Genomic DNA, 16,052 nt, shown 5'->3' with positions numbered 1-16,052 from the left:
GCACTCATAACTGGAACCTGCTGCTGCCGCTGCCGGCCGGCTGTTCGCCCGTGACCAGCAATTCACCTTCGCGCAAGCCTTGCAGCACTTCCGCGCTGAGGCGGTTGCGCACGCCCACGGTGACGGCGCGCGTATCGACCTTGCCATCGGCATCCATCACGCGGGCCGTGAACTGCCCCGGCTTCGCGCCTTCCGCGGTGGACGGCTTCAGGGCCGGTAAGGGCACAGCCAGCACATTGTTTGCCGCGGCCGTGACAAACACCACTTGCGCCGTCATCTGCGGCATCAGTTCGCCATCGGCGTTATCCACGTCGAACAGCACTGTATACAGAATCACCTTGCTGGTCGACGGCGCCAGTGCCGTGCCGGCGGCAGAACCGCCGGGCACGGGCGGCGCGGGCAGCACTTGCCGCACCTTGCCGCTCCAGCGCCGCTGGTCGCCGCCCAGGGTGGTGAAGTACACGGGCATGTCCGGGCGCACGCGGCGCACGTCCGCCTCCGACACTTCCGTCCACACCGTCATGGCCGACAGGTCGGCGATGCGCAGGATGTTCGGCGTCTGGTAGGTGGCGTTCAGGGTCTGCCCTTCCTTCGCATCGAGGCCCACCACCTTGCCGGCCATGGGCGCGTAGATGCGCGTATAGCCCAGGCGCGCCTCGTCCGCCTTCAGGCTGGCCTGGGTCTGGTCGATCTGCGCCTTCAGGTGGTCGATCTTGGCGCCGGCCGACGCCAGGGTGGCTTCGGCCGCTTCCAGGTCGGCCAGCGGCGTGGAGTCGAACTTCGCCATCTGCTTCTGGCGCCCGTGCTGCTGGCCCGCCAGGCGGTGCTGCGCCTGCTGGTCGGCCAGCTGCGCGCGCAATCCCGCCAGGGCGGCGCGGCCCGCATCGACCGTGGCTTGCTGCACGCTGGGATCGATCTCGGCCAGCAGCTGGCCTTTTTCCACGGCACTGCCAGGCTGTACGTGCAGGCGCGTGATCTGACCCGACACCTGCGCGCCCACGTCGACATAGGTTTGCGGCTGCAGAGTGCCGATGGCCGTGACGCTGGCCTCGATATTGCCGCGCTTGACGGGCGCCGTGTCGAACACGGTGGCCGGGCCCCGCGTGGCCCACAATGCACCGGCGCCGAACAGCGCCAGCAAGACCGCGCCGCCCAGGATGCGGGCGCGGCGGGAAGGCAGGCGGGCCGCCATCAAGAAGCCGCCTTGCGGTTGCAGGTAAAGTAAAACGGTGTCGCCAAACGTGAAAAGTGCATCGGTCTATCCTTGAAAATGGCGGTGAACATCACCGCAGGAACATCACAAGCCCTGCCAGCGCGGCGACGGCTGCCAGCAGGGAACTACGAAACAGCAAGCGGGGGGCATACGGCAGCAGCAGGGCCACCAGCAGCGCGCCGGCCGACAGGAATCCCAGCCACGCGACCACGCCGACGGTGGCGCTCCAGCCGGCCACGCAGGGCCAGATGGCCAGCGCCAGCAGGATCGTGCCCGCCAATTGCAGCGCGCGCCGCACGTTCGGCGCCGCGTCGCGCCCCCATACCTGGCCGTGATGGCGGTCCATCGCCAGCGACAGGCTGGCCATGCCCGCATACGCCAGGCCCAGCGCGCACAGGATGGTATTGATCATGACTGTCCTTCCGTATTGATTTGCAGGCTGGCCGATGGCGCAGGGCTTTCCTTGCCGGCGGCCTTCTTCACCGGTTTTTCCTTGCGCTTGTGGACTTTCCACGCGCCCCAGCCGGCCAGCAGGCCAAAGGCCATGCTGGCCAGTTCCACGCCCGCGCTTTCCCAGTCGCCGCGCGCGATCTGCGCCGCCAGGTTGTCGCCCGTGCTCAGCAGGTTCAGCACGGGCAGCAGCAGGCACAGGGCGGCCAGCACGCACAATTGTTCGATCCAGGCGCGCTTTTCCCCGCGCAGGCAGGCATGCACGAGCATCACGAACCACACGCCGAAGAAGGCGCGCACTTCCCAGCCGGCGCGGTGCTCGATGCCGACAGGGATCAGGCGGTTCGCCCACAGGAAGCCGGCGCAGGCAACCGCCAGGCCCGCAATGGCCGCCACGTTCAGGCATTCGATGACGCGGTACACGCGCTGCGTGCAGGCGCCGAACTCGCCGCCCGCGCGCTGGCGGCGCTTGACCATGAACAGGATCGCACCCGTGCCCATCATGGCCGTGCCGGCCAGGCCGCAGAGGAAGTACAGCCAGCGCATGGGCGTGCCGCCGAAGCCGGCCATGTGCAGGTTCGACATGACGACGCGCGTCAGGCCCGCGCCGCCCGTGTTCGACTCGCCCGGCGCGCGCACGGCGATCTGCTCGCCTGTGGCCAGCGCATAGCAGGCCATGCCCGTGTTGGCGCTGATGCGCTGCAGCGTCTCCGTCTCTTCATTCCAGCCATACATGCATACGCGCATGGAGGCGTCGTTCGGATTGTCCAGCACCACGGCGCGGATTTCCTGGCCGATGGCCTGTTCGGCGCGCAGGGCGAACGGTTCCAGCGATGGAATGGCCAGCGGCTGGCCCATGCGCACGGGTTTGCCCGAGTCGTTCCAGTCGCTCAGGAAGGCTTGCTTGCCATGGTCCGCGCCGTATTGCGCCACCACGGGCGCCGGCACATAGTCGTCGCTGTAGAACGCCAGGCCCGTGTAGGCGATCATGAACTGGAACGGCAAGGTCAGCACGGCCACCGCGTTATGCGCGTCGAGCCACGAACGCTGGCCCTTGGCCGGGCGGAAGGTAAAGAAGTCCTTGAAGATGCGCTTGTGCGTGATGACGCCGCTCACCAGCGCCACCAGCATGATCATGGTGGTGATGCCGACGATCCATACGCCGATGCGTCCCGCATGCAGCTCGTAGTGGAAATCGACGAAATGGTGACCGCCGATGGTTTCGCGCTCCGTCGCCTCGCGCGCATGCTCGACGACGGCGCCCGTCAGCGGATCGAGTTCCGCCGAGCCATAGCCGCCATTGGGCTGGAACCAGTAGGCGGACAGGCCGTGGCCGGGGCGCTGCACGGGCCAGATTTCCCACATGTCCGCCTTCGGATGCTCCTTGGCCATGAAGTCGAGCGCCAGCTCCAGCCGGTGCGCGCGGTCCGTGACCTTGGGCAGCGGCGGATCGTTCGCATGCGCCGCCTCGGCCAAAGCGTGTTCGGGCGTCATCCAGTGGCCGATCGGGTCGTCGAAGACGGCCAGGGAACCGGTCAGGAAGATGGCGAACAGCAGCCAGGAAATCCACAGTCCGCTCCACGTATGCAGCCAGGCCATGGCCTGGCGCAGTCCGCCCTGCTGCGGCGTCTTGGCCACCTTGTCTACTTTGACGGCGTTCATGCGGCACCTCTCGACAGCAGCATGCCGATGCCGCCGCAGACGATGGCCGGCAGCAGCATGCCGAGCCAGGCGCGGCGCAGGTCCTGCACGGCAAAGACCCAGATCACGGCGCAGGTGTAGACGACAAACGCGCTCAGGGTGGCCGTCAGCACGGCTTCGGCGCGCGACAGCGGCAGCACGGCCGACAGCAGCACGGCCACGCCGGACGTGAGCGCATAGCCGCCAAGGACGGCGGCGAGCACGCGCGAGAACAACATCATGTTGGCCGATTTCATCATCGCGGCGCTCCCGCTGCCCTGCGCTGGTTCACGCCATCGCGGGCCAGATTCAACTGCACTTCCATAAGCCATGCATCCTTCATCAAGATAGATAATGTAAATTTAATAAGTTACAGCTTGTAATTCAAGGTCAGCATCAGATTGCGCGGCGCACCGGGCAGGTTGCCGAAGACATCGGAATAGATGCTCTGGTAATAGTGCTTGTCGAGCGCGTTGTTGACGTTCAGGCGCAGCTCGGCGCGGCTGTCGACCTGCCAGGCCGCGTTCAGGCCCACGATCGCATAGCGGCCCTGGCGCAGATGGTAGGTGCCGTCGCCCGACTCGGTCGCGCCCTGCCCGTACACCGAGGCGCCGACGCGCCAGCCCTGCGCGGCGCCCCACAGGCGGTAGCTGGTGGCCAGCTTGAGCTGCTGGCGCGGATAGCGGCTGTTGAAATCCTTGCCGATATTGGCCGGATCGCTGTCGCGCGTAAATTGCGCCTTCACATAGGTATAGCCGGCCGACAGCTGCCAGTCGGGCGTCAGCGCGCCCGCCACGTCCAGCTCCACGCCTTCGCTGCGCACTTCGCCCGACGCGCGCTGGCAATAGCCCCAGGTGCTGCCGGGGCAGGGATTCGGGCCGGCCAGGTCGTCCACGCCGCGGTTTTGCTGGCGGATCTGGAACACGGCCGCGCTGGCATTGAGCGCGCCGCCAAAGTATTCGCCTTTCACGCCCGCTTCATAGTTGGTGCCGCTGATCGGCTTCAAGGGCTGCGCATTGGCGTCCGTGGCCGCCTGCGGCTGGAAGATTTCGGTCCAGCTGGCGTACACGGAATGCTGCTTGTCGAGGTCATACACGACGCCGGCATACGGCGTGAATTCGCGCGCCACCGAGTAGCCCGCGTCGTCCTTGTACCAGCTCAGGCGTCCGCCCAGTACCAGCGACAGTGGATCGGCCAGGCGCAGGCGCGTGCCCGCATACACGCCGCTTTGCTCGGTGATGCTGGCCGTGCGCCACTGCGCATAATCGATGGCGGGGCGCGCCACGCTGCCCGCATCCCAGTGGTAGGGATCGATCACGGGCGCGCTCTCTTTCCAGCTGTAGGGCGCCCAGCCGCCATAGCTGTTTTTCGACGCGCGGCGGTGGCTGGCGCCCACCGTCAGCTCATGCTGGCGGCCGAACAGGCTGTAGCTGCCGCCGGCATACGCTTCATAGCTGGTATTGGCCACTTCCGCGCGGTAGCTTTGCGAATTGAAGCGCAGGGTGTCGCCGCGGCGGCTGATGCCGGAAAACGTCGTGTCGATCTCGGGCGTCTTGCGCGTGGCCGCCAGCCTGGCCTTCCAGCCGTTGCCGAAGCGGTGTTCCAGTTCCGCGAAGATGGTTTGATCGGTCTGGCGCCAGCCGTCGAAGTCCGTGCCCAGGTAGGTGGAGCGGGGCAGGTTCAGGAAGCTGCCGTCGGCGGCCGTGACCACGCCCGTCGTGACGCCGTCGTTATCGGTCTTGCGGTAATGCGCGCCCACGGTCAGGGTGGTGTCGGGGCGCAGGTCCGCTTCGATGATGCCGTACAGCTGGTGATTGCGGCCATGCAGCACATCGACGTAGTCCTGCTTGTCCTGCAGCGTCGCGACGATGCGCCCGCGCAGCGTCTTCGCTTCGTTGAGCGCGTTGGCCGCGTCAGCTTCCAGCCGGTAGTTGCTCCAGCTGCCGATACTGGCCGAGAATGACGCCTGCGGCGTGGCCGTCGGGCGCTTGCGCACCAGGTTGATGGCCGCGCTGGGCGTGCCGCTGCCCGTCGTCAAGCCCGTGGCGCCGCGCACCACCTCGATGCGGTCATAGATGGCCAGGTCGTCGTTGTCGCCATTGAAGGTGCCATTCGCGCCCAGGCTGGTGGGCAAGCCATCGAACAGGATGTTATCAATTGGAAAACCCCGTGCGCTGAAGCTGCCCGAATCGCCTGTAAAGTTACCCTTCTGCATGACCAGGCCCGTGATCGACTGCACGGCGTCGTCCAGCGTGGTGATGCCCAAGTCGTCGATCTGCTGGCGCGTCAGCACGCTGACCGACTGCGGCGTCTCGCGCAGCGACAGGTTCAGTTTGGTTGCCGTATTGCTCACGCCCGTCGTGTAGGAGCCGCTGCCTTCCGTCGCCGCATCGCGTCCCGCCGTGACGGACACGCCGCCCATGGTTTGCTCGGCGGCAGGAGCGACGGGGGCCGCCTGCTGAGCCAGCGCCTGGGTGCCGGCGGCCAGGCACAAGGCCGCCACGGCCAGCGCCAGCGGATGCCGCTGAGGACGGATCGATGCGAAATTGACAATATGCGAAACCTGTTGCATGAAAATCCTGAAAAATGGCGTCATGGGACGCTAAAAACAGGCGCCCTACTCTGTAGGTGCCGCGAAAACGAAAAACGGGCAGCCGGACGGCCGATATTTTTTGCGGAGGCGCTATGGCGCCGGTTCGACCGTCACCCAATAGCGCGTGCGGCTGCGCACCTGCACCGGCAGCGAATGGGGCAGCATGCTCAGGATGCGCTGCGTGTCGGCCAGCGGGAACACGCCCGACAGGCGCAGCTGCGCCACTGCCGGCGCGCAGTCGATCACGCCGGGACGATAGCGGGCCAGGTCGGCCAGGAAATCGCCCAGGGTCACGTCATCGACGATCAGCTGCCCGCGCGACCAGGCATCGGCATATGCATCGATGGCGTGCGGCGCATCCGGCGCATGGCGGGAAAAGGCCACGCCGCGCCCGGCCGCCAGCAGCAGAGGCGTGCCGCCGCCGTCGCGGGGACGGATTTCGACGGCGCTTTCAAACACGTCCACGGTGCTGTAGCCCTCCTGCTGGCGCACGGCAAAGCGCGTGCCCAGCGCGCGCACCAGGCCTTCGCGCGTGGCCACTTCCAGCGGCGCGGCGCTGCCGGCGCCCCGGCCGCTGACGACGAGGATTTCGCCGGCCAGCAGTTCGATCAGGCGGCGCTCGCCGTCGAAGCGCACGTTCACGGCCGATCCCGTATTCAGATTGAGCACGCTGCCATCGTCCAGCGCCACCTCGCGCCGCTCGCCCGTGGCCGTGCGGTAGTCGGCGCGCAGGGCGCGCACACCCTGCCAGGCATCCGTCTGCGCGGCCAGCAGGCCGCCGCCAGCCGCCACGCCCAGCCACGCCAGCAACTGGCGCCGCTTGCCGCTGGCGGGCGGCCCGGCACTGGCCAGCGCCTGCGCGGCCGCCGTGCGCTGCGCGCCGTCGCGGTACACGCCTTTGTAGCGCTGCGTGACGGCTTCGATATGCTGCCAGGCCCGTTCATGTTCAGGGTCGGCGCCGCGCCAGCGCTGCCAGGCGGCGTATTCCGCTTCGCTGGCCTCGCCCGACATCAATATGGTCAGCCACTCGGCCGCCTGCTGCTGCACCTCGTCGCGGATGGCCGCCGGGGCCGCAGGTCCGCCCGCCGTGCTCATGCCGGCAGGGAGAAAAATACCTGGCGGTTGGCGCGCGTCAGGTACTGCTTGACCGAGCTGGCCGACACCTGCAGGCGCGCGGCGATCTCGGCATAGCTGAGGCCTTCGAGCTGCGCCAGCAAGAACGCCGTGCGCACGGGGCCCGGCAAGCCGTCGAGGGCCGTGTCGATTTCCTGCAAGGCTTCCAGCGCCAATAAACGCGTTTCCGGCGCGGGCGCCGCCTCGGGCGGCAGGCAGGACAGCGCCGCCAGATACGCGTCTTCCAGCACTTGCCGGCGGTAGCGGTGCGCCACCAGCCGCCGCGCGATGGTGGCCAGGAAAGGCCGCGCTTCGCGGATCTGCGGCGCCGTGCCGTTGCTCAGCACGCTGATAAAAGTGTCTTGCGCCAGGTCCGCCGCTTCGCCCGCATTGCCCAGCTTATGCCGCAGCCAGCCCTGCAGCCAGCCGTGATGGCTGCTGTAGAGCGCGTGCAAGTCCTGTTGCTGGGCAAAATCGGCGGCCGACATGGCATCCCTTTCCCGTCAGGCGCGGCGCGCCTGCGAATGTAAATAAGAATTATTCTCATTTTAACCGTGTTTTTGGCTTTCGTGCAATCGTGGCATTGCCAGAAATACCAACTAATTCAAAAGCAGGCCAACCGCCAGGCTGTGCAGCGTGGGACCGCCAGGGCCCCGCGATGGGGTAAAATGGCGCCCATCGTCCGGTTTAGGGCCTCCCCCAGCAGATGCAGGCATCTCCTGCTGGCGTAGACTCTTAGCGCCGCCCACTCCCAAGCTTTTCATTGCAGGTTCATCATGCTAGATAATCTCACCCAACGGCTTGCCAAAGTCGTCAAGACCATGCGCGGCGAGGCGCGCCTGACCGAAGCGAACACCGCCGACATGCTGCGCGAAGTGCGCCTGGCGCTGCTCGAAGCCGACGTCGCCCTGCCCGCCGTGCGCGAATTCATCGCCAAAGTCAAAGAAAAAGCCATGGGCGAGGATGTCATTTCCTCGCTCACGCCAGGCCAGGCCCTGGTGGGCGTGGTGCAGCGCGAGCTGGCCGCCCTGATGGGCGCCGACCTGGGACCGGAAGCGTCGCAGATCAGCTTTGCCCAGCAGCCGCCCGCCATCATCCTGATGGCCGGTCTGCAGGGTGTGGGTAAAACCACCACCGTCGGCAAGCTGGCAAAGTATCTGAAGGAAGAAAAGAAGAAGAAAGTATTGACCGTCTCGGCCGACGTGTACCGCCCTGCCGCGATCGCCCAGCTGCAATCGGTCACGGCCCAGGTAGGCGCCGACTTCTTCCCGTCCGCCAGCACGGACAAGCCCGTCGATATCGCGCTGGCCGCGCTGGACTGGGCGAAAAAGCATTACCACGACGTGCTGATCATCGATACGGCGGGCCGTCTCGGTATCGATGAAGAGATGATGCGCGAAATCGCCGCCGTCCACGGCGCCGTGAAACCGATCGAAACCCTATTTGTCGTCGACGCCATGCTGGGCCAGGATGCCATCAATACGGCCAAGGCCTTCAATGATGCGCTGCCGCTGACGGGTATCGTGCTGACCAAGCTCGACGGTGACGCGCGCGGCGGTGCGGCCCTGTCCGTGCGCCACATCACGGGCAAACCGATCAAGTTTGCCGGCGTGTCGGAAAAACTCGACGGCCTCGAAGCGTTCGACCCGACCCGCATGGCCAACCGCATCCTCGGCATGGGCGACATCCTCGCCCTGGTGGAAGAGGCGCGCAAGGGCGTCGACAGCAAGGCGGCGGCCGACCTGGCGCAGAAAATCAAGGTCGGCGGCAAGTTCGACATGAACGACTTCAAGGCGCAGTTGGGGCAGATGAAGAAAATGGGCGGCATGGCCAACCTGATGGACAAGCTGCCGGCCCAGTTCCAGCAGGCGGCAGGCGGCAAGAACATGGATCAGGCCGATAAACAGGTGCGCCGCATGTGCGGCATCATCGATTCGATGACGCCGCAGGAACGCGCCAAGCCTGAACTGATCAAGGCCACGCGCAAGCGCCGCATCGCCGCCGGCGCCGGCGTGCAAGTGCAGGAAGTGAACCGCATGCTGACGCAATTCGAGCAAATGCAGACGATGATGAAGAAATTGTCGGGCGGCGGCATGATGAAGATGATGCGCTCCATGAAGGGCATGATGCCCGGCATGAGGTAGTGGAAGGCTTCAAAATCCGCTGCGCGGTGGTCTTTGCGGCCGGCGATGCTCACCGTACTAAAGTACGGTTGCGCTTCTCGGCCACAAATACCATCCGCTCGCTGTGATTTTGAAGGCCTTTTTTACGCCGCGTGAGACGTAGTTCAAGTCAAGAAACACCGTTATAAAATAATGCCGGATTGCATTTTCATGTGTCCGGCATCATTTCTTCCCTCCCCCGCAGTGCCCCTCCCCGCATAGTCAGCAAGCATGCCATTTACGGGCAAAAACGCCGTTCCGCGCCCCCAAGCGGTGCGCCCGGGCGACAGGCGCGTGATTTCCCTGCTTTTTCCTCGTGAAAACGTGAAAAACACTTGCATACAAGGTAAATCCACACCAATATTAGCCGTGCGATTAATTGCGCAATTTCCCATGTGTTTGTTAAGGAGGCTCGAAGATGGCAACAGCCAAAAAAACCCCAGTAGCAGCGCCAGCCAAAGCAGCAGCAGCCAAGCCTGCAGCCGCCAAGAAAGCAGCACCCGCAGCCAAAGCAGCAGCTAAACCAGCAGCGGCGAAGAAAGCGGCAGCACCGGCAACACCACGCAAACCAAACGCAGCATTCATGAAAGCAATGACGCCATCGAAAGATCTGGCCGCCGTTGTTGGCGCAGCACCACTGCCGCGCACGGAAGTGACCAAAAAGGTATGGGATTACATCAAAAAACTCGATCTGCAAGATCCGGCCAACCGCCGCATGATCAATGCGGACGACAAGCTGAAAGCTGTTTTCGGCGGCAAAGCCCAAGTCTCCATGTTTGAAATGACGAAACTGATCTCCGATCATTTGAAATAAGCAGCTATGCGCCGGCTAACACCGAGCGAGTGCCCCGCCGCATCACTGCGAGCGGGGCATTTTTTTTGGGGTCAGACCCTGTCGGGTCTGACCCCGGCCCTTACCCGTGGTCCAAGGTAACGTTACCTTGCCCCCAAACTCGACAGCTGGGGTCAGACCCTCTATGCCGCCAACTCAGGGGCTTGCGCTAACGGTCGAGGGGGTCTGACCCCGGCCCTCATTTGAATTCCCAACTACGCCACGCCGCCCGCACGGCATTCGGATACTCGGGCCTTCCCCGGCTGCCGTTATACCGCCCCAGCGCCAGGTACAAATCGCCCTTTTCCATATCCAGGTACATGCGCAAGATGGCGCAGCCATAGCGCAGATTCGTCTGCATGTGGAACAGCTTGCTGCGGTCGCTGTCGCCGATGACGCCCGTCCAGAACGGCATCACCTGCATGTAGCCGCGCGCGCCGGCCAGCGAGACGGCATATTTGCGGTAGGCCGACTCGACCTGAATCAGGCCCAGCACCAGGGCCGGTTCCAGCCCTGCGCGGCGCGCTTCGTACCAGACGGTTTCCAGGAATTCCGTGCGCAGCTGCGCGTCCGGCAGCTTGCGCTGCAGGCGTTGCGACATCTGCGCCAGCCATTGGTGGTAGCGCTGCAGCTCGATGGGAGTGGCAAACTTGGGTTGCGGCGGGCGCTCGTCGCGGATCGCGTGCGACAGGGCCAGGCGGACGGAGTCGGCCAGCGCCTCCTCTTTCTGGTTGCCGGCCTGCGCCGGGGAGACGCAGGCCAGGCCGGCGGCCAGCGCGAGCGCGCCAGCCGCCTTGCTTACCGATAGGCGCTTCACTGCGCCATTTGGCCCTGGATGAAGGCGACGATCGCGTCCGGCGCCACGCCGGTCGCTTCCGCGTCGCGGCGGCCCTGGTATTCCAGCTTGCCTTCTTTCAGGCCACGCTCGCCGATGACGATGCGGTGCGGCACGCCAATCAGTTCCCAGTCCGCGAACATGGCGCCTGGACGCAAGCCGCGGTCGTCGACGATGACATCGACGCCGGCGCCTTGCAGGGCCGCGTACAGCTTCTCCGTCTCTTCCTTGACCAGTTCGCTGCGGTCCATGCCCATCGGGCACAGCACGACTTCAAACGGCGCGATCGATGCGGGCCAGATGATGCCCTTGTCATCGAAGTTCTGTTCGATGGCGGCGCCCAGGATGCGCGTCACGCCGATACCGTAGCAGCCCATCTGCAGCGGCGCCGGCTTGCCGTTTTCGTCGAGGAAGGTGGCTTTCATGCTTTCCGAGTACGCCGTCCCCAGCTGGAACACGTGGCCCACTTCGATGCCGCGCTCGATGGCCAGCGCGCCCTGGCCGTCCGGCGACGCGTCGCCGGCGACGACATTGCGCAGGTCGGCCACGATGGCAGGCTCGGCCACGTCACGGCCCCAGTTGGCACCCGTGTAGTGGAAACCGGCATCATTCGCGCCGCAGACGAAGTCGCTCATGTGGGCGACCGTGCGGTCCGCCACCACGGTGACGGGGGCGCGGGTGCCAATCGGGCCCAGGTAGCCAGGGATGGTGCCGTAGACTTCCAGGATTTCCGCTTCCGTCGAGAAACGGTGACCGGCCAGGCCGGCAACCTTGCCCACCTTGATGTCGTTCAGTTCATGGTCGCCGCGCAGCAGCAGCATGAAGTGCTGTTTCGTGACTTTCTCGTCCTTGCCCGTCGTTTCCACCGTCAGGGCGATGGTTTTCACGGTCTGCGCCAGTTCGATACCGAGCAGGGCAGCCACGGTTTCGCACTTGACGGTATCCGGCGTGGCCGTTTTCGTCAGTGCCTGGGCGGCGGCCGGGCGCTCGCCCGCTGGCGGCAGCGCTTCGGCCGCTTCCATGTTGGCCGCGTAATCGGACGTCGGGCAGTACACGAGCGCGTCTTCGCCCGTGTGGGCGATGACGTGGAATTCGTGCGAACCGGAACCGCCGATGGCGCCGTTGTCGGCTGCCACGGCGCGGAATTTCAGGCCGAAGCGCGTGAAGATGCGCGTGTAGGCGTCAAACATGACCTTGTACGACGCTTGCATGCCGGCCAGGTCGCGGTCGAACGAGTACGCGTCCTTCATGGTGAATTCGCGGCCGCGCATCAGGCCGAAACGGGGGCGGCGCTCATCGCGGAACTTGGTCTGGATATGATAAAAGTTCAGCGGCAGCTGGCGGTAGGACTTGATTTCCGTGCGCACGACGTCCGTGATGACTTCTTCCGACGTGGGCTGGATCGCGTATTCGCGGCCGTGGCGGTCTTTCACGCGCATCAGTTCGTCGCCCATCTTGGTCCAGCGGCCCGTCTCCTGCCACAGTTCGGCCGGCTGCACGAGCGGCATCAGCAGTTCGATGCCGGCGGCTTTGTTCATCTCGTCACGGATGATGGCTTCCACCTTGCGGATCACGCGCAAGCCCATCGGCATGTAGGTATAGATGCCGGAACCGAGGCGTTTGATCATGCCTGCACGCATCATCAATTGGTGGCTGACGATTTCCGCGTCAGAAGGTGCATCTTTAAGTGTGGAAATAAAAAAACGGGAGGCGCGCATAACGGTGAATTCTTTTTAAAAAGAGAGGGTTATAATCAACCTAATTTTAAAGGATTAGCTGGCTGATGCGTCCATACTTTACACAAATGCGCTCAATTGGTGCGATTCCGGCGCTTTTCGCACCCCGAAAAGGTGACCGGCTTGCGAAGTTGTGGGTAATTATGTAAAAAAAGACGCACTGTCGCAGAAAGTTTGAGGTGCATTATGCTCGACCGTGAAGGGTTTCGGCCCAACGTCGGCATCATCCTGCTAAACGCCCAGAACGAGGTGTGGTGGGGCAAGCGGGTGCGCGAGCACTCATGGCAGTTTCCGCAAGGCGGTATCAAATATGGCGAAACACCGGAACAAGCCATGTTTCGCGAACTTGAAGAGGAAATCGGACTCAGACAGGAACACGTCAAAATTGTCGGCCGCACCCGCGACTGGCTACGCTATGAAGTGCCAGATCACTTCATCAAGCGCGAGATTCGCGGCCATTACCGTGGCCAGAAGCAGATTTGGTTTCTGCTGAGAATGTGCGCGCGCGATAACGACGTCAATCTGCGCCTGACCGACCATCCCGAGTTCGACGCCTGGCGCTGGCATGAGTACTGGGTCCCGCTCGATGTCGTCATTGAATTTAAACGCGATGTGTACCAGCGCGCCTTGCAGGAGCTGTCCCGCTTCCTGACCTGGCCCGTGCATGGCAACGCACAGCAGCAGCACCGCCATACGGCGCGCTACCTGCGCCAGCCCCATGCGCCACGGGCACAGGATGGCGTCGCGGCGGCCAAGCCTTGCGACGGCACCGCCGCCGAAGGACGCACGCCCGAGCTGATCGTGCCGGGCAAGGAGTAGTCCGCCGTACCATGAACGCACTCTCCCACGCAAAAGGGGCAGCCTGAACAGGCTGCCCCTTTTTTCATTCCGACAGGAAACTCCCCTGCCGGTCAGTCTTGCTTAGTTTGCCGCAGGCGCAGGCGGTACGTCGAGCGTGAACGCTTTCAAGCCCAGGATGTCGCTGCTGTAGTGGCGGATCTTGTTGGCCAGGGCCGGATCGCTGTTCAGCTTTTGGCCGTACGACGGCACCATTTCCACCATCTTCGCTTGCCATTCCGGCGTCGCCAGGCGGCTCTTGAATGCCGTCTGCAGCACCTTGATCATGATCGGCGGCGCAGTCGAGGCGCCTGGCGAAGCGCCCAGCAAGGCAACGATGCTGCCATCGGCGGCGCCGACGACTTCCGTGCCGAACTGCAGCAAGCCGCCTTTGACAGGGTCATCCTTGACGATCTGCACGCGCTGACCCGCATTCTGCAAGGTCCAGTCTTCCATCTTGGCGTTCGGCAGGTATTCGCGCAACGTTGCCAGGCGGTCTTCCGGCGTGTTCATCACTTGCTGGACCAGATATTTCGTCAGTGGAATATTGTCATAGCCTGCCTGCAGCATGGGCTTGACGTTGCCGCTGCCGATCGAGGCTGGCAAGTCGATCCACGAACCGTTTTTCAGGAACTTGGTCGAGAACGTGGCAAACGGGCCAAACAGCAGGGCTTTCTTGCCATCGATGATGCGCGTGTCCAGATGCGGCACGGACATCGGCGGCGAACCGACGGACGCCTTGCCGTACACTTTGGCAGCATGCGCTGCCACCAGTTCCGGGTTGGTCGTCACCAGCCATTGGCCGCCGACCGGCACGCCGCCGTAGCCCTTGGCTTCCGGAATGCCCGATTTTTCCAGCAGCGGCAGCGAACCGCCACCCGCGCCGATGAAGACGAACTTGGCGCGCACATTCTTTTCCTTGCCATCGGCCAGGTTTTTCACCTTGACGTTCCACACGCCATCGGCGCCGCGCTGGATGTCTTCCACCTGGTGACGCAGGTGCAAAGCCATGCCATGGCTGTCCGTCAGGTATTTGACGAGGCCGCGCGTGAGGTTGCCGAAATTGACGTCGGTACCGATTTCCATGCGCGTTGCCGCCACTTTCTGGCCCTTGTCGCGGCCTTGCATGACCAGCGGCGCCCATTGCGCGATCTGCGCCTGGTCTTCCGAGTACAGCATGCCTTTGAACAAGTTTTGCTTTTGCAGCGCTTCATAGCGCTTATGCAGGAAAGCAATATTGGCATCGCCCCACACAAAGCTCATGTGCGGCACGTTGTTGATGAACGTTTGCGGCGCGCCCAGGTGCTTGTTGGCCACCTGGTAAGCCCAGAATTGCTTGGAAATTTCGAACTGCTCGTTGATTTCAACGGCTTTCTTGGTCTCGATGCTGCCATCGGCCGCTTCCGGCGTGTAGTTCAGTTCGGCAAATGCCGAGTGGCCCGTGCCCGCGTTGTTCATCGCGTCCGAGCTTTCAGCGGCCACGGAATCGAGGCGCTCGTACATTTCCATCGTCAGCGACGGGTCGAGTTCCTTGAGCATGCTGCCCAGGGTGGCGCTCATGGTGCCGGCGCCGACCAGCAGCACGTCGACCGGTTTTTCGGACGAGGCCGGAGGGGTCTTGTCACATGCCGCCAGGATCAGGCACGACATCAAAAGTAATAGCGATTTACGCATTCGTAACTCCATGTTTGGATACTGAAGGGTGATTCTTGCACGCCACCGTGGCGGACCATCGCGGCTACCGGCATATCGGACGAAAAACAGCCTGGCCTCCGGCACGCCAGGGCGGCCGGACAGGTCCATGTCGATGGTGATAGGCATGCTGCCGCGCTCCGGGATATCCCGAGAGCAAGATCTGGTGGCAAAGGTGCGGGCAATGGACAGCGCGGACATCGTTGTCGGCTGAAAAACCGGCAATGAAATCGCCGTCATGTCCAGTGCAAATATCAAGAACGGCGATTTTATCACCGTTATTTGGCGCTGCCGGGCTGCGGCGGTAGTGGATAATACTTACTGCAGGGTATTAAATGACGGTGACTATCGGGTTATGCAAGCGGGCGCCAGACGGCAAAAAGGGCATCCCCGATGCCCTTCGCCGACGTACGCGGTACAATGCCGGCTGCCCTTTAGCCATAGTCATTCAGCCATGTTCAACCCCTCTTCCGACGATGTGCGCCGTTTCTTTTGTGAAACATTACGCAAGCATCGCGCCCATGAAATCCTCACGCCGATGGAAGCGATCGCGCTCGACTGGATCCTCGAACACCCCGAATATGAAAGCGAGCTCTCCGACGTCGACGCGGCGCTGGCGCGCGACTACTCCGTCGAAGGGGGCCAGGCGAACCCGTTTTTGCACCTGTCCATGCATCTGTCGATCACGGAGCAGGTACAGGTCGACCAGCCGCGCGGCATCCGCCCCGCCGTGCAGCAACTGACGCAGCGCCTCGATTCGGCCCATGCCGCCCAGCACGAAGTGATGGAATGCCTTGGCCAGATGATCTGGGCTTCGCAGCGTTCGGGTTTGCCGCCCGATACGGATGCGTATATCGACTGCGTGCGCCGCCGGTAGGAACACCTGTCAACACCTGTTGCGCGTCGCGC

Annotated in this window: 14 protein-coding genes; 4 read left to right on the top strand and 10 right to left on the bottom strand. The window is 63.8% G+C overall.

What is annotated here, in order from left to right; all coding sequences use genetic code 11:
- Positions 1-4: 4 nt before the first annotated feature.
- From VPH41_RS02290 to VPH41_RS02260, 7 genes are all read right to left on the bottom strand, one after another.
- Positions 5-1,192 carry an efflux RND transporter periplasmic adaptor subunit gene (locus VPH41_RS02290; RefSeq protein ID WP_328568831.1) on the bottom strand — a complete coding sequence of 396 codons (1,188 nt, stop codon included), beginning with the start codon at positions 1,190-1,192 and terminating at the stop codon, positions 5-7.
- 91 nt (positions 1,193-1,283) lie between these two features.
- Entirely contained in the window at positions 1,284-1,625 is a 342-nt protein-coding gene (locus tag VPH41_RS02285; protein WP_152259591.1) for a DUF3325 domain-containing protein, read from the bottom strand.
- Positions 1,622-3,325: a PepSY-associated TM helix domain-containing protein gene (locus VPH41_RS02280; RefSeq protein ID WP_328568830.1), complete on the bottom strand. Its 1,704-nt coding sequence runs from the start codon at positions 3,323-3,325 to the stop codon at positions 1,622-1,624. Before VPH41_RS02280 ends, VPH41_RS02285 begins: the two co-directional genes overlap by 4 nt.
- Positions 3,322-3,603, bottom strand: coding sequence for a hypothetical protein (locus VPH41_RS02275; RefSeq protein ID WP_152259590.1), 282 nt, complete (start codon positions 3,601-3,603; stop codon positions 3,322-3,324). Before VPH41_RS02275 ends, VPH41_RS02280 begins: the two co-directional genes overlap by 4 nt.
- 110 nt (positions 3,604-3,713) lie before the next feature.
- Entirely contained in the window at positions 3,714-5,915 is a 2,202-nt protein-coding gene (locus VPH41_RS02270; RefSeq protein WP_328568829.1) for a TonB-dependent siderophore receptor, read from the bottom strand.
- 111 nt (positions 5,916-6,026) lie between these two features.
- A complete protein-coding gene (locus VPH41_RS02265; RefSeq protein ID WP_328568828.1) occupies positions 6,027-7,031 on the bottom strand; it encodes a FecR domain-containing protein in 1,005 nt (334 codons plus the stop codon).
- The gene (locus tag VPH41_RS02260) at positions 7,028-7,537 is read right to left on the bottom strand and encodes a sigma-70 family RNA polymerase sigma factor (protein ID WP_152285089.1); all 510 of its coding nucleotides are present in this window, start codon (positions 7,535-7,537) and stop codon (positions 7,028-7,030) included. The genes VPH41_RS02265 and VPH41_RS02260 overlap by 4 nt, the downstream gene beginning before the upstream one ends.
- Before the next feature lie 288 nt (positions 7,538-7,825).
- On the opposite strand from VPH41_RS02260, the gene ffh reads away from it, so the two are divergent.
- Positions 7,826-9,193 (top strand): signal recognition particle protein, encoded by a 1,368-nt coding sequence (ffh, locus tag VPH41_RS02255; RefSeq protein ID WP_099401615.1) that lies wholly within the window; start codon positions 7,826-7,828, stop codon positions 9,191-9,193.
- A 436-nt stretch (positions 9,194-9,629) separates the two neighbouring features.
- Positions 9,630-10,025: an SWIB/MDM2 domain-containing protein gene (locus VPH41_RS02250; protein ID WP_071650146.1), complete on the top strand. Its 396-nt coding sequence runs from the start codon at positions 9,630-9,632 to the stop codon at positions 10,023-10,025.
- 217 nt (positions 10,026-10,242) lie between these two features.
- On the opposite strand, the gene VPH41_RS02245 is transcribed toward VPH41_RS02250, so the two are convergent.
- Positions 10,243-10,860 carry a lytic transglycosylase domain-containing protein gene (locus VPH41_RS02245; RefSeq protein WP_328568827.1) on the bottom strand — a complete coding sequence of 206 codons (618 nt, stop codon included), beginning with the start codon at positions 10,858-10,860 and terminating at the stop codon, positions 10,243-10,245.
- Entirely contained in the window at positions 10,857-12,596 is a 1,740-nt protein-coding gene (locus VPH41_RS02240) for a proline--tRNA ligase (RefSeq protein ID WP_328568826.1), read from the bottom strand. Before VPH41_RS02240 ends, VPH41_RS02245 begins: the two co-directional genes overlap by 4 nt.
- Positions 12,597-12,800: 204 nt before the next feature.
- Between VPH41_RS02240 and VPH41_RS02235 the strand changes: the two genes are divergently transcribed.
- On the top strand, positions 12,801-13,433 hold the full coding sequence (locus VPH41_RS02235; RefSeq protein WP_328568825.1) for an RNA pyrophosphohydrolase: 633 nt from the start codon (positions 12,801-12,803) through the stop codon (positions 13,431-13,433).
- A gap of 102 nt (positions 13,434-13,535) precedes the next feature.
- Here the strand turns inward: VPH41_RS02235 and mqo are convergent, their stop codons facing one another.
- On the bottom strand, positions 13,536-15,125 hold the full coding sequence (gene mqo / locus VPH41_RS02230; RefSeq protein ID WP_328568824.1) for a malate dehydrogenase (quinone): 1,590 nt from the start codon (positions 15,123-15,125) through the stop codon (positions 13,536-13,538).
- A gap of 472 nt (positions 15,126-15,597) precedes the next feature.
- On the opposite strand from mqo, the gene VPH41_RS02225 reads away from it, so the two are divergent.
- Positions 15,598-16,020: a DUF1841 family protein gene (locus VPH41_RS02225; RefSeq protein WP_152285093.1), complete on the top strand. Its 423-nt coding sequence runs from the start codon at positions 15,598-15,600 to the stop codon at positions 16,018-16,020.
- The last annotated feature ends 32 nt before the right edge of the window (positions 16,021-16,052 follow it).

The sequence above is a fragment of the Janthinobacterium sp. P210006 genome, from assembly GCF_036231885.1.
In the GTDB taxonomy this organism is placed as follows: domain Bacteria; phylum Pseudomonadota; class Gammaproteobacteria; order Burkholderiales; family Burkholderiaceae_D; genus Janthinobacterium; species Janthinobacterium violaceinigrum.
This window is presented reverse-complemented; position numbering and strand designations above follow the sequence as displayed.